Origin of the sequence: Dyadobacter koreensis (assembly GCF_900108855.1) — a bacterium.
In the GTDB taxonomy this organism is placed as follows: domain Bacteria; phylum Bacteroidota; class Bacteroidia; order Cytophagales; family Spirosomataceae; genus Dyadobacter; species Dyadobacter koreensis.
The window spans coordinates 85,658-98,676 of record NZ_FNXY01000012.1 but is presented as its reverse complement, the minus strand read 5'-3'; the positions used below and the strand labels follow the sequence as shown (position 1 = coordinate 98,676).

The following is a 13,019-nucleotide window of genomic DNA, read 5'->3' as shown; positions in this document are numbered from 1 at the left end:
AACGGTCAATCATTTATGGAATCAGATCAAAATTATTCACGTAAGATCACATTTTATGGCGAAGGTAACAAACTGTTCGGTATCTATATTGTCAATGTTTTACTAACAATTTTCACGCTGGGGCTATATTATCCCTGGGCTAAGGCAGCAGTTCTTCGCTACGTTTATCAGGAGACCGAATTTGAAGGAAGCCGTTTTTCATTTCATGGAACCGGGAAAGAAATGTTCAAAGGATTTATAAAAGCGATCGGGATCTTTATTGGGCTGTACGCCATTTTAATTGGTGCTATTCTGACGAAAATCAACGCGATTGCTGCAATCGGCGTTATTTTTTTCTATATCGCATTATTGTTACTAATCCCTGTTGCCATTCATGGTTCACTAAAATACAGAATGTCGCGTACGTCATGGAGAGGGATACATTTTGGATATCGCGGTATACTCAAAGATTTCATGGAAGAGTTTGTCGTCGGCGGCTTGCTGACGATCGCAACGTTGGGAATTTATTCTTTCTGGTTTACAATCAAATTAAGAAAATACATTTTTAGCAACATCCGCTTCGGGAATATTTCATTTTCGTACAAAGGTGACGGTACGGAATATTTCATGCTGAATCTCAAAGGCTATTTTCTGAGTTTCCTGACTTTGGGAATTTATTCCTTCTGGTTCGTAAGCGATCTTTTTGCTTATTTTATTGACAACATGCGTATGAATCAGGAAGGGTATGTGATTAAATTTAGATCGACTGCATCTGCGGGCGGTTATTTTGGCTTGATTGTGGGAAACCTTTTGATCGTAATATTTACGTTGGGATTGGGCACACCATGGGCAACCGTGCGTACGCTTAATTTTGTTTTTTCAAATATTATCATCGAAGGAACGATTGATGTCAATGCAATCCAGCAAACGGAAATGGACTACAAAGACGCCACCGGAGAAGATATATCAGACATGATCGATATCGGTTTGATTTAAAAATTTCATGCAAAAATTCGAAATTTCATACTACGACGGAGAAACTTCGGTTTCCCATAATGCCTTTTTATCCTTGCAGCACGATTCCTGGATCATCGAATATATTCATCCGCTTTTCGGTAACCGGGCGGTTAAATGGGAGATTGATCGCGTTGAACGAGATATGGGATTTACGTCTATTTTCATTTTCCGTTACGGCGATTTTCCCAAACAGACGCTTGAATGTAAGGATGAACGTCTGCTAAATTCGTTAAAAAAATTTTATCCTGACAAACCTTTTTTTGATAAAAAAATTGATTTTTTGTTAAGGCAAAGCACGACACTCATTCTTGGTTTGACTGCTTCGTTAATCGGTTTAATAATCTGTTCATATGTTTATATTCTTCCATGGTTTTCGGAAAAAGCGGCCGGGCAGATTCCGGTTTCTATGGAGATTAAACTTGGTGAAATGATGTATGAGAATACGATTGCGCGCTATACAAAAAATGATAGCTTAACCGCATGTGTTAACGATTTTGTGAAAATAATCGATTTTAAGACAGATTATCCAATTGAAGTCACGGTCGTTGCTGAAGACGAAATGAATGCATTTGCAATGCCCGGAGGACATATCGTAATTTATAATCAGTTGCTTGCAAAAATGAAATCGAAAGAGGAACTGGCCGCGCTGCTTGCTCATGAAGTTTCTCACATACATTACCGCCATTCTCTGAAAAATATTTTCCGGACCTTGTCGGGATATCTGGCTATTTCACTGATGCTGAACGATGTAAATGGGATTGCGGTTGTACTTGCTGATCATTCCAATATGCTTGTCAATTTGAATTATTCAAGAAATCTTGAACAGGAAGCAGACGAAAAAGCGATTGAAATTATAAAAGCAAACCATTTGAACCTTAACGGTTTCGTAGATTTACTGGCTCTGCTGCAAACCGGCAATACAGACCTGCAGCCTTTCAAACTATTAAGTACTCATCCGCTTACAAAAGAAAGAATTGCATTTGTGAAAGAAATGGCAAAGGGGCAGACTGCAATGAAGAAGAATGATAGTCTGGAACAAAAATGGCAGACGATCGTCGCATTTGAAAAGAGGTGATTCCTATCCAATGGCACCATTTTTGTTGGACTAACTTAATAGTAATGTTTAAGTTAGCTAAAAATGATTATGAAATCACTCACAAAAGAAGGCGAGAAGAAGATAGAAGATATAGCGTCCAGGTATGAATTGAGTAAAGATAGCGTTGTGTCGCTGTTAAACGCAATTATCCAGGGAAACGCAACGATGGCTCAATTTAATATTCCCGAACTTGGCGGTAATGGTCAATGGATGAGAGGCGGAATGACGATGGTTGGCGACATGTTCAATCGGTCATTAAAAATTACGGTTGATGAACTTTGTACAGAACTTGCCACCCTGGTAACAACAGAAATTTTGTTTGAAGGAGTGGGCGAGTCTGAAAAACCTGGGGTAGCAAGCGTCGACAAACCATGGCCATCCGTATTCGGAACGCCAACGACAAGCGGATCTCAGAATAATTTCCGATACGCTTATTTTGCGCCTGTACGACGTTTGGTGATTGAGAAAAACGGAAGCCGATCTATTTACGATACAAAACATCATCAGATATCCGGTGTTTCACAACAGCAGGGGTCGAGTCAGTCTTTCGTTTTAACGAGCAAGGATGGTCCTGTTGATATTTCAAGCCTTCCCTTGATTTCTGAGCCGGGAACTTTAACCCAGACGACGCCAGAGTTGCAGTATGATGTCGCAAAATCAGAGGGTTGGAAAGAAGGAAGCGCTTCATCAGTTGATAAGGTTTCGGAAGATGCGATTTTCACAACTATTGAAAGACTTTCAGGATTGTACGAAAAAGGACATATTACAGAGGAAGAATTCAAAGCGAAAAAATCAGAACTGCTGGCGCGTTTATAACAGACAGTCAAGTCTGTCTGTTTCCTGAAATTCTGAATTTAATGTACAAAAAAAATGGGCTGAGATTTCTCTCAGCCCATTTTTTTTGTACTATTTATTGTTATAAGCTATTTACAGCTTTATGTGCATCACGATATTTTTTAATCAAATTATGTGATGTCAATAGCGAAGCTTTTTGATCTGTAATCATTTGTCTGATTGAAACAGGCAAATCTGCGTCAGTCGCCAATGCATCGTCATATGCTTCCTGCGCTGCATCTTCACCGTACTCACAACTTTCAAGTACCGACTGTCTGTCATGACCTGAGAATGTAGCTTTAATATCCATCCAAACTCGGTATATTTTACCTGAACTGGTAGTTCCTGTTGCTACTTCACCTCCCAGACTTAAAACCTGGCTGGTCAGTTCTGAAACGTATTCGCGGCTTTCATTTGCCATTTTTTGAAATAAACCCTGAAGATCTACATCAATTTCGTCTGTCTCCTTAATCGCTTTTTCATAACCATCAATACGGTCGTTGTTAATACGGATTAAGTCATTTAATGTTTCTATAAGATTATCGTTCGTTGACATGACATTTTAATTTAAATGAATAATAACCAGTCAATTAAAAACTTTATGCCATATCATTACCCGCCTGGAACCAGCATTTTTTAGCGCCAAGTGTTGCTGATTTTTCCCGTTGATGCGTAATCTGCGTACTTCTCGTGGAAGGCCTTCCCGTGGAAAAATTGCCCTCTTCATTTTGGGTTAAAATGCCACACCAATTCTTAATCCACCCCATTGATGCGTCTTTCCTTCCTTAAATTCCTTACTGAGAAAAACGTGATTGAATTCGAGATAAATGTTTCTGAAATTAACGACCGCCCCGAGAGAGTTTTGATATACTAATCGGTTAATCTGACTGGATTTTATGGTATAAGGACTATCTCGATTAAAAATTCCCCCTTGCATCGTGGCGTCATAGCCTACAAAATTGATAAGTGGCTGGACATACAGATAAAGTTGAAAGTTTTGTTTTGTTTCCTTTTCTGTCGCCGCAAAAGGGGAATCAAATTTTCCCAGCGTCAGTGTTGCACCTGCTTGTATTTTATCAGAAAGTGTACCCAGCCGTATCTGAGAATTGGTGTTTAGGGAGATAATATTGGGAATATTGAAAAGCTGTTTTTCAAAGTTCACTTCATAATTTATTGCCGCATCATTTTTAATCTGAAATTGCCAGCCCATCGGCTCCGCATCACCAGTCCAGGTGTGAATTTTCTTCTGCATCGGTCCGGCAAAGGCGACAGGTCCGATCATACCAGTGCTTATAACCGAAGACAGACGTGTGCGATGAATGGTGTCAACGGAGATTGAAAAACTTTTCAACATAATGACACCGGCATATGGACGATCATTAAAAAGAATAGAACTACTGGCTATAATAGTGGGGGTAAATCCGTAATGCTCCAATGCAATCCCATATTTAACCCTGCTGTTTTTCAGTTTTAATAAAGTATGCGAGAGTGGATTATTTTTGAAAGCTGGTTGTACAACTTCAAGATTATATCCCTGCGTATAATAGTAGTCAGATTTTCCCCAGAAGTCATTGTCGTAATGAAGCCTCACATATTTATCGCCGGAAATATTTCTAAAAGAGACAAGATTGTCTATTCTCTGTGCTGGCGACAAGAATGGATATAAAAAAAGCAGCAGTCCTGAAATAAATTTTCGCATATAAGATATACGATTTCAGAACTGCTGCGGATTTAAAAAATTCTCGTTGAGTTTTTATTTTTATGCAGGATGAGCCAGTAATGACTTTACGTGTTGCTCATTTCCTGACAAATAGGGTAAGTCGCTGACTTCTTTACTTAAAATTCGTTTGATCTTTCCTTTTTCATAAGCAAGAAAAACAGCTGGATGAACATAATATTTCTTACAGACCGTCCGTGTATTTCCTAAATGAGCAGCAACCGCATCGAGACAGGTATTTACTGTTCTCGTAAACTCGCGTTTAGTTTTGTACTCCATATGTTCAGTCAGATATTCGAAAGCGGTCACGGTGCCCATCCATGTCCGGAAATCCTTCGCAGAAAAACTGGCACCGGTATGAATACGGATATATTCATTTACATGATTTGCCGACAAAGCACATTTCTGCCCATCTTCATTGATATACTGGAAAAGCCGGCGTCCGGGCATTTCCTTGCACTGTTTTACCAAACGGGCAAGTTGAATATCTTTTAATGTGATATCCTGTTTTATCCCTTTTTTTCCTTTGAACATAAACCGGATCGTTTTTCCCTTTACAGTCGCATGGCGCGCGTCAAGCGTTGTAATGCCAGATGATCCGTGTTTTATTTTATAGCGTTGATTTCCGACACGAATGCAGGTTTTGTCCATTAATTTGATAACCAATGCAATAGCCTTATCCATATCAAATGTGCGTCTCCTTAAATCAGCGTCTACTCTTTCTCTCAGTTGAGGGAGAGAATCAGAAAATGTTAGTAAACGGAAATATTTCGTCTGGTTCCTGACAAGATTCCAATGTGGATGATAGCGATATTGTTTTCTTCCAGCTTCATCAATTCCGGTTGCCTGCAAATGACCGTTTGGATCTTTGCTTATCCAAACTTCCTGCCACGCGGGAGGCAAAACCAAAGATTTAATTCTTTTTATCGCTTCCTTATCCTTACACCTGCTCCCATCTTTTTCGGTATAATAAAATCTGGGTGCTTTTCCTTTTCTAAGGTATCCCGGTGCATCGCTACCGGAAATATAATTAAGGCCCGCAGCAACGGCAGTTAATGCGGGGTCTTTTTTCAGTTTTTTAAATTGTCTTGGCGAAATGACTGGCATTTCTGTCAATGTTCCTGCGGCTGCGGCTACGGACATGATTTCGGTACATTTATTTGAATTATTAACAGATAATAAATCAGTACCAGAGGGAAAATTTCAAAGTGAGGAATTTGTTTCTTTATACAAATTATTGTTAATCAGTAATTTATATAAAGAAACTTTGCTTGTTAACGTATAAAATCCGAGATGGGCCTGTCTATTTGCGGAAGTATATACTCAACATCTTTAAAGTGGGGATTGAAAAGTTCAAATCCTTATTCATTCGCAATAAGAAATTCAGACAATTCCGGTCTGTTAATCAGATTGCTTTTTTTTAAAAGACATTTCTTTAAAATTGTTACCAGATTAGAAAAACTGGTCGGTTTTTGAATATACAGGTTTGCCCCTGCATTGTAAGCATCTTCCAGCAGATAACCTGCCACAGACGTAGAAAGGATGACCACTGGGGTTTCATTATACATTTCGGATCTGCGTAACTCGTGCAGACATTCCATGCCATTTTTGACAGGCATATTCATGTCCAGGAAAATAAGATCCGGGACTTGTTCCGTGGATCCCAACTTTTTCATCAACTCCATACCGTTTTCAGCGATCACCAAATCCGTCTTTACGGGAATTTGTCCAAGTGCTTCCTGAAATAGGAAAGTATCGTCTTCATCATCATCTGCCAAAAAAATATTGCAGGTCTCGTTCAAATTCATGGTTTGCGTATTGGGAGCGTCTTTTCAAATATGCGCTAAAATTAATATAAGTTTTTTCAAAAAAATATTCTCAACCTCACTTTGGACGATCTTTCCATAGCCTGCGGTTGTAAGTTAATCAAATTTCATGTAAAATCTTCATTACCGGTAATGCTGAATATTATCAACAGTATGGGTCATGGAATATTCATATAGCCGAGTGGTAATTTGACTTAACATGTCTGATCAGCAGCAGACCGCATATCGCCTTGTTTGGCATAACTTTTTCTTATATCTAAACATAATATCACTAAAAATGTAAATAATTATGAAAAAGATAACATTAAGCGCTCTGTTCCTTGCCAGTATAATCACATTTTCGTCATGTAACAGTTCGGAGAAGAAGGATAGCACCGAGGTTGCAGAAGACGCAAATGAAGCCAAGTTTGACGACACAAAACTAGAAGACGATACTGAGTTCGCCGTTGGCGCAGCAGATGGCGGAATGTTCGAAGTTGAATTAGGAAAGCTTGCTGAAAAGAATGCTGTATCTAGAGAGGTGAAAGATTTCGGAGCAATGATGGTAAAAGATCATTCGAAAGCAAACGACGAACTTAAAGCACTGGCTTCTCAAAAAAATATAACTTTACCCGATTCGCTTAGCGAAGACAAGCAAAAAAAATATAATGATCTGGCTGAGAAAAAAGGAACAGATTTCGACAAGGCGTATGTTTCACTAATGGTTGATGATCACAAAATGGATATTAAGGAATTCGAAGAAGCTTCAAAGGATGCAAAGGACGCAGAAGTTAAAGCCTGGGCAGCTGGCAAATTGCCCGCTTTGAACCATCACCTTGAAACAGTTCAGAGTTTGAAAGATAAATTGAAGTAACAAATAGATAGCTTCAAATTGGAAAAGAGGAACGGTTGAAAAACTGTTCCTCTTTTTTTGATGTCTGCGTATCAACCGCAGGAGCTTTTAAATTAATATTTGCTTTTTGAATGTATATGAAGTTATTTTGTCTACTAATCTTATAGAGTATTTGTACGTAAGATGCTGTTATATCTTAGGTGATATCTGAATTGACGAATTGTGCAAAAAACGGAGTATGATGCCATCGTAGTAGGATCTGGCCCTAATGGGTTCGCGGCCGCTATTACTTTAAAACAACAGGGACTTTCCGTGTTGCTTGTCGAAGGGAAGAAGGAACTTGGCGGCGGGATGCGCACAAAAGCCTTGACTCTTCCGGGATTTATCCACGATGTCTGCTCCGCAGTTCATCCGATGGCGGTATTATCTCCGTTTCTAAACAGTTTATCATTAGAAAAATTCGGCCTTGAATTAATTCATCCAAAATGTGCTGCGGCCCATCCTTTCGATGATGGAACCGCAGGCGTTTTGAACGGATCTGTGGAAGACACAGCTAACGGGCTTGGAAAGGACAGGGAAGCTTATCTGAATTTCATGGGCCCCGTTGTGCATGAGCTGCCAAAACTTTTACCCGATCTGCTGGGGCCATTTCCATTGCCGAAATATCCACTTGCTTTAGCCAAATTCGGCTTGAAGGCGTTGCCATCAGCAACATGGATCGCCAGAAGATTTGAGACAAAGCAAGCCAGAGGTTTATGGGGAGGCATGGCGGCCCACGCAATTCAGCCTTTGGAAAATCTGACGACGGCGGCGATTGGACTGATGCTTATGGCAGCCGGGCATGTTGCCGGATGGCCAATCCCCAAGGGAGGCTCACAATCACTCGCAAATGCACTATCAGCGGTTTTTTTGAGTTTAGGCGGAGAAATACAAACTGATAATATGGTGAAATCCATCGACCAGCTTCCACCCGCGAAAGTTTTTTTGTTTGATACAACGCCCAGGCAGCTGGTCTCGATTGCAGGAAATAAATTGAGATCGTCCTACATTAGCAGATTGGATAAATATCGCTATGGAATGGGTGTTTTTAAAGTTGACTGGGCTTTAAGCGAGCCCATTCCATTTACTGCTGATGCCTGTCGCAGTGCTGGCACTGTACATCTGGGAAACACGCTTGAAGAAATCGCCGCAACGGAAAAATCGACCTCCCAGGGAAAACAGGCTCAAAATCCTTACGTTTTATTATCTCAGCCAAGCTTATTTGACAAAACGCGCGCACCGGATGGAAAACATACAGTTTGGGCTTATTGTCACGTTCCAAATGGATCAACGGAAGATATGACTGATGCAATCGAAAATCAGGTCGAACGTTTTGCTCCGGGTTTTAAAGATACCATTATCGGACGGAGCACGATGAATACCGCGCAGATGCAAGATTATAACCCGAATTATATAGGGGGCGATATTAACGGTGGGATTCAGGATATTTACCAGTTATATACACGCCCGGTTTTAAGCGCTTCTCCATACCGGACTTCGGCGGAAGGAATTTATATTTGTTCATCGTCCACGCCTCCCGGTGGTGGTGTTCATGGAATGAGTGGATATCATGCTGCGAAACAAGCGCTTATCGATGTTTTTAAAATTAAGTTGAAGTGAGAAATTTCTGGTAAAAAATAGTTAGATGAAAGCTTTTCAAAATTTTTGCCTGCTGATCTTACTCGCAGGAGTTAGTTTTAATTGTAAAAAAAAGCAGACAGCAGAGGAAAAGACAGCCGATAGTTTAGCGCATTGTATTGCGGATGGTATGCCTTCAAGAGCTTCTGCAATCTTGGCAAGCCAGAATGAAATCAAGGAAGGAAAGGGCGATACTACAGATATGGTATGGATCAGCGGAGGCAAATTTTTGATGGGTGCAGATGAATTTCCTGATTCCCGACCAATGCACCAGGTATCGGTTGATGGTTTCTGGATGGATTCGCATGAAGTTACGAATGCAGAATATGCCCGATTTGTAGCGGCGACCAATTATAAAACAGTTGCTGAACGTCCTCTGAATCCAGCTGATTATCCGGGAGTTCCTGCCGACAAACTGGTTCCGGGTTCAGCGGTTTTTACACCGACCGTCCAAAAGGTTTCTTTTGAAAATCCGCTGCAGTGGTGGAACTATGTTCCCGGTGCAAGCTGGGCTCATCCGGAAGGAAAAGGAAGCTCCATAAAGGGACGGGAAAATTATCCTGTTATACACGTTTCTTACGAAGATGCGGCCGCTTATGCCAAATGGGCCGGGAAACGCCTTCCCACAGAAGCAGAATGGGAATTTGCTGCGCAGGGCGGTCGTGGAAATCATACTTACTATTGGGGTGATCAATTGAAACCGAATGGAAAATGGGTCGCGAACATTTATCAGGGAAGTTTTCCTGATAAAAATTTGAAAGAAGACGGGTATGCCGGTGCGGCTCCGGTGAAAACTTTTCCAGCTAATCCGTATGGCTTATTTGATATGGATGGCAATGTCTGGGAATGGTGCGAAGATTTGTACCGCCCCGATTATTATCAAAAAAGCCCCGCAAAAAATCCGACGGGTCCTTCGGATAGCTATGATCCCGATGAACCTGGGGCCGTCAAACATGTCCAGCGCGGAGGATCTTTCCTTTGCAGTGACGAATATTGTATTCGTTACAAAGCAGGAAGTCGTGGAAAAGGCGAAACATCCAGTGGAAGTAATAATCTTGGATTTCGTTGTGTGAGATCCGGTAAGTAGAGATTTTATTCTAAGTATTTGTTTGTCAGGTAATTGGGATTAAAAATTGAAAAAATAACCCAAACTTCCGGGATTTAAAAAACAATTTATTTTAATCTATTAAATAAATAGACTTAATATACTATTGTTTATTTAAATTATTAAGTATTACTTTGTGATATAGGATTTGACTACAAAGTGTAAGATCAAATTGAAATAAACAGACCGGCACAGTATATTATGAGTACTCGCTTTCTGACAGTTCCGGGCTTAGCAGGCTCCGGGCCACAACATTGGCAAACGATTTGGGAAACACAACATCCGGATTCTTTCAGCAGGATCGAGCAGGACAGCTGGGATTGGCCAAATCGCCTGCTCTGGGTGGCAAGGTTACAGGAAATTATCAGTCACCTGACCGAGCCTGCAATTTTGGTAGCTCATAGCTTGGGATGTATAACAGTCGCTCACTGGGCTGCGGAATTTTCATCGCCTTTTATTGAAGGTGCCCTGCTGGTTGCCCCGGCAGATGCTGAGTTGTCTAAAAGATTAAACTTTGTGGAGGGATTTACCCCAATTCCCTTGCAGCCTATATCCTTTAAAAGTATTGTCGTTGCCAGTACCAACGACATTTATGCCAGCATCAGGCGCTCGAAGTTTTTTGCAGACGCCTGGGGAAGTGAATTTATCAACCTTGGTAAGAAAGGACATATTAACGCAGTTTCAGGCCTGGAAGACTGGCCGGAAGGCAAAACGATATTAAATCAACTGGTAAGTTCAGAACTGGCAGGCATCTGAACTGAAAACGGTTGAGTTTCAAAATTTTGCATATCAAGTAGTAATTGGGCTAGTACAGTGTATCGGGCATGAATTTACGTGCCCGTTTACCTTTTTTTACGCATCACATTTCCTATATTTATACAATTCTTTAATCCATTTAATGTCAAACAAAATCATGAAAAAAATTATTCTATTTGCATTGGTTGGTCTGTTTGTAAATTCTGCTGTGATCGCCGGTCCGGATAAAACTAAAGCCGCGGATAAAACACTGGCGGTTGATGCAAAAAGCAGCAAAATTACCTGGGGAGCAAAAAAAGTAACAGGTACGCATGCGGGAGAAATTCCGTTGGAAAGCGGTTCACTGGTTGTTGATGGAGCAAAGTTAAAAGGAGGAAGTTTTGTATTTGACGTAAAAAATCTGACTGTAACAGATATTAAGGATGCAGAAATGAACGGCAAGCTGACTGGTCACTTGAAAAGCCCTGATTTTTTTGCTGTTGAATCACACCCGCAAGCGAAATTTGTGATCACCTCTGTGACTCCAAAAGGTGGAGATGTTTACGATGTTACCGGCAAACTAACAATTAAGGGAATAACTGACGAAGTTAAGTTTCCTGCGACAGTGAAAGCCGACGGTAAAAAAGTGGTTGCTGATGCTAAAATCGTTGTAGACAGGACTAAATATGATATTAAATTCCGTTCAACGAATTTCTTCGAAAACCTTGGCGACAAGGCGATTTCGAATGATTTTACTTTGGATGTTAACCTTGTTGCGAATAAATAAAACAACCTAAGTTAAAAGCTTGGCTTTACTTAACGTTTTGAAGAAATCCTGTCTGATTCAATTCAGGCAGGATTTTATTTTGAGGGATTGGTAGTCGTCTCAATTTTAAATGTACTATCGGGTCAAAGATTTTAATTTTTAATGTCGGCAGAAGGGTAAGGAAAGTTTGTAAATTTCTTTGCCTATTAAGCTATCATCAAAAACAGAAATGAGAAATTCAATGAAGGGAATAATACTGGGATTACTTTTTGCCGGAATTCAGGCAAATGCACAAACTGAAAACAAACTGCCTGACTGGGCATTTGGTGGGTTCAGGCGGCCTGCTGATGTAAATCCTGTCATCTCGCCGGATACTAGTTCAAGATTTTTTTGTCCAATGAACAAAAAGATGGTAGACTGGGAATCTAATGATACTTTCAACCCTGCCGCTACCATAAAAGATGGCAAAATTGTTGTATTATATCGCGCAGAGGATAAGGCTGGTAAGAATATTGGTTTTCGGACTTCGCGTTTGGGGTATGCTGAAAGTTCAGACGGAATCACCTTTAAACGAAAAAAAGAACCAGTTTTTTATCCTGACGAGGACGGTCAGAAAGCAAATGAGTGGCCCGGCGGTTGTGAAGACCCAAGAGTGGCGGTTACAGAAGACGGGACTTATGTTTTAATTTATACGCAGTGGAACCGTGATAAAGCCAGACTGGGAATTGCAACTTCCAAAGACCTTATTAAGTGGGAGAAACACGGGCCTGCGTTCGTAAAAGCCTACAACGGAAAATTCAATAACATCTGGTCAAAATCAGGGTCGATTGTTACAAAACTGGTAAATGACAAACAGGTGATTGCCAAGATTAATGGAAAATACTGGTTGTATTTTGGAGAGGCTAATGTCAATGTTGCAACGTCGACAGATCTGATAAACTGGACGCCGCTGGTGGATGATAAAGAAAATCTTATCAATTTAATTTCTCCGAGGAAAGGATTTTTCGATAGTAATCTGACAGAGTGCGGCCCGCCTGCAATTGTTACAGATAAAGGAATTGTACTATTATATAATGGCAAAAATGACGCAGGCGCAAATGGCGATCTTCGATATACCCCCAATTCTTATTGCGCCGGACAAGTACTTTTTGACAAAAATGATCCATCAAAACTGATAAGCCGTCTTGATGTTCCCTTTTTCAGGCCGATGGAGCCTTTTGAAAAAAGCGGCCAGTATGTTGCCGGGACTGTTTTTATAGAGGGTCTTGTTTATTACAAGAAAAAATGGATGTTGTATTATGGATGTGCCGACTCGCGGGTAGGTGTTGCAGTATACGATCCTAGTGAAAAAAGACTGGCGGATTCCATACCCGCTAAATTATAGAGGCTGTATGAGAATAATATCAATTTTTTGTTAACTCGGAAATGTGTATTA

13 protein-coding genes are annotated in these 13,019 nt (G+C 40.5%); 9 read left to right on the top strand and 4 right to left on the bottom strand.

Annotated features, from left to right (window positions below; genetic code table 11):
• Nucleotides 1-15 precede the first annotated feature (15 nt).
• The 3 genes from BMY70_RS30170 (at nt 16) to BMY70_RS30160 (ending at nt 2,908) form a co-directional block, all read left to right on the top strand.
• Complete coding sequence (locus BMY70_RS30170; RefSeq protein ID WP_090342291.1) at nt 16-975, top strand: YjgN family protein; 960 nt, start codon at nt 16-18, stop codon at nt 973-975.
• Nucleotides 976-982: 7 nt separating this feature from the next.
• Nucleotides 983-2,071 (top strand): M48 family metallopeptidase, encoded by a 1,089-nt coding sequence (locus BMY70_RS30165; protein WP_090342286.1) that lies wholly within the window; start codon nt 983-985, stop codon nt 2,069-2,071.
• 69 nt (nt 2,072-2,140) lie between these two features.
• A complete protein-coding gene (locus BMY70_RS30160) occupies nt 2,141-2,908 on the top strand; it encodes an SHOCT domain-containing protein (protein WP_090342356.1) in 768 nt (255 codons plus the stop codon).
• Between the two features lie 100 nt (nt 2,909-3,008).
• Here the strand turns inward: BMY70_RS30160 and BMY70_RS30155 are convergent, their stop codons facing one another.
• The 4 genes from BMY70_RS30155 to BMY70_RS30140 form a co-directional block, all read right to left on the bottom strand.
• Entirely contained in the window at nt 3,009-3,482 is a 474-nt protein-coding gene (locus BMY70_RS30155; protein ID WP_090342281.1) for a ferritin-like domain-containing protein, read from the bottom strand.
• Nucleotides 3,483-3,659: 177 nt separating this feature from the next.
• Nucleotides 3,660-4,625: a lipid A deacylase LpxR family protein gene (locus BMY70_RS30150; protein ID WP_090342277.1), complete on the bottom strand. Its 966-nt coding sequence runs from the start codon at nt 4,623-4,625 to the stop codon at nt 3,660-3,662.
• Between the two features lie 60 nt (nt 4,626-4,685).
• Entirely contained in the window at nt 4,686-5,786 is a 1,101-nt protein-coding gene (locus BMY70_RS30145) for a DNA topoisomerase IB (protein ID WP_090342274.1), read from the bottom strand.
• 218 nt (nt 5,787-6,004) lie between these two features.
• Entirely contained in the window at nt 6,005-6,451 is a 447-nt protein-coding gene (locus BMY70_RS30140; RefSeq protein ID WP_090342269.1) for a response regulator, read from the bottom strand.
• A 307-nt stretch (nt 6,452-6,758) separates the two neighbouring features.
• Between BMY70_RS30140 and BMY70_RS30135 the strand changes: the two genes are divergently transcribed.
• From BMY70_RS30135 to BMY70_RS30110, 6 genes are all read left to right on the top strand, one after another.
• Nucleotides 6,759-7,322, top strand: coding sequence for a DUF4142 domain-containing protein (locus tag BMY70_RS30135; protein WP_090342266.1), 564 nt, complete (start codon nt 6,759-6,761; stop codon nt 7,320-7,322).
• 201 nt (nt 7,323-7,523) lie between these two features.
• Nucleotides 7,524-8,960, top strand: coding sequence for a phytoene desaturase family protein (locus tag BMY70_RS30130; protein WP_090342260.1), 1,437 nt, complete (start codon nt 7,524-7,526; stop codon nt 8,958-8,960).
• A 25-nt stretch (nt 8,961-8,985) separates the two neighbouring features.
• Nucleotides 8,986-10,065, top strand: coding sequence for a formylglycine-generating enzyme family protein (locus tag BMY70_RS30125; RefSeq protein WP_090342256.1), 1,080 nt, complete (start codon nt 8,986-8,988; stop codon nt 10,063-10,065).
• Between the two features lie 219 nt (nt 10,066-10,284).
• A complete protein-coding gene (locus tag BMY70_RS30120) occupies nt 10,285-10,839 on the top strand; it encodes an RBBP9/YdeN family alpha/beta hydrolase (RefSeq protein ID WP_090342254.1) in 555 nt (184 codons plus the stop codon).
• A 157-nt stretch (nt 10,840-10,996) separates the two neighbouring features.
• Nucleotides 10,997-11,605, top strand: a complete 609-nt coding sequence (locus BMY70_RS30115) for a YceI family protein (protein ID WP_090342352.1) — start codon at nt 10,997-10,999, stop codon at nt 11,603-11,605.
• A 220-nt stretch (nt 11,606-11,825) separates the two neighbouring features.
• Entirely contained in the window at nt 11,826-12,968 is a 1,143-nt protein-coding gene (locus tag BMY70_RS30110) for a beta-1,2-mannosidase (protein WP_218148692.1), read from the top strand.
• Nucleotides 12,969-13,019 lie beyond the last annotated feature (51 nt).

What these genes read in the sequence shown, in the direction of transcription:
- BMY70_RS30120 (WP_090342254.1), top strand. Translation starts at nt 10,285, where the DNA reads ATGAGTACTCGCTTTCTGACAGTTCCGGGCTTAGCAGGCTCCGGGCCA.
- BMY70_RS30115 (WP_090342352.1), top strand. Translation starts at nt 10,997, where the DNA reads ATGAAAAAAATTATTCTATTTGCATTGGTTGGTCTGTTTGTAAATTCT.
- BMY70_RS30165 (WP_090342286.1), top strand. Translation starts at nt 983, where the DNA reads ATGCAAAAATTCGAAATTTCATACTACGACGGAGAAACTTCGGTTTCC.
- BMY70_RS30125 (WP_090342256.1), top strand. Translation starts at nt 8,986, where the DNA reads ATGAAAGCTTTTCAAAATTTTTGCCTGCTGATCTTACTCGCAGGAGTT.
- BMY70_RS30135 (WP_090342266.1), top strand. Translation starts at nt 6,759, where the DNA reads ATGAAAAAGATAACATTAAGCGCTCTGTTCCTTGCCAGTATAATCACA.
- BMY70_RS30110 (WP_218148692.1), top strand. Translation starts at nt 11,826, where the DNA reads ATGAAGGGAATAATACTGGGATTACTTTTTGCCGGAATTCAGGCAAAT.
- BMY70_RS30140 (WP_090342269.1), bottom strand. Translation starts at nt 6,451, where the DNA reads ATGAATTTGAACGAGACCTGCAATATTTTTTTGGCAGATGATGATGAA.
- BMY70_RS30150 (WP_090342277.1), bottom strand. Translation starts at nt 4,625, where the DNA reads ATGCGAAAATTTATTTCAGGACTGCTGCTTTTTTTATATCCATTCTTG.
- BMY70_RS30160 (WP_090342356.1), top strand. Translation starts at nt 2,141, where the DNA reads ATGAAATCACTCACAAAAGAAGGCGAGAAGAAGATAGAAGATATAGCG.
- BMY70_RS30145 (WP_090342274.1), bottom strand. Translation starts at nt 5,786, where the DNA reads ATGTCCGTAGCCGCAGCCGCAGGAACATTGACAGAAATGCCAGTCATT.
- BMY70_RS30170 (WP_090342291.1), top strand. Translation starts at nt 16, where the DNA reads ATGGAATCAGATCAAAATTATTCACGTAAGATCACATTTTATGGCGAA.
- BMY70_RS30155 (WP_090342281.1), bottom strand. Translation starts at nt 3,482, where the DNA reads ATGTCAACGAACGATAATCTTATAGAAACATTAAATGACTTAATCCGT.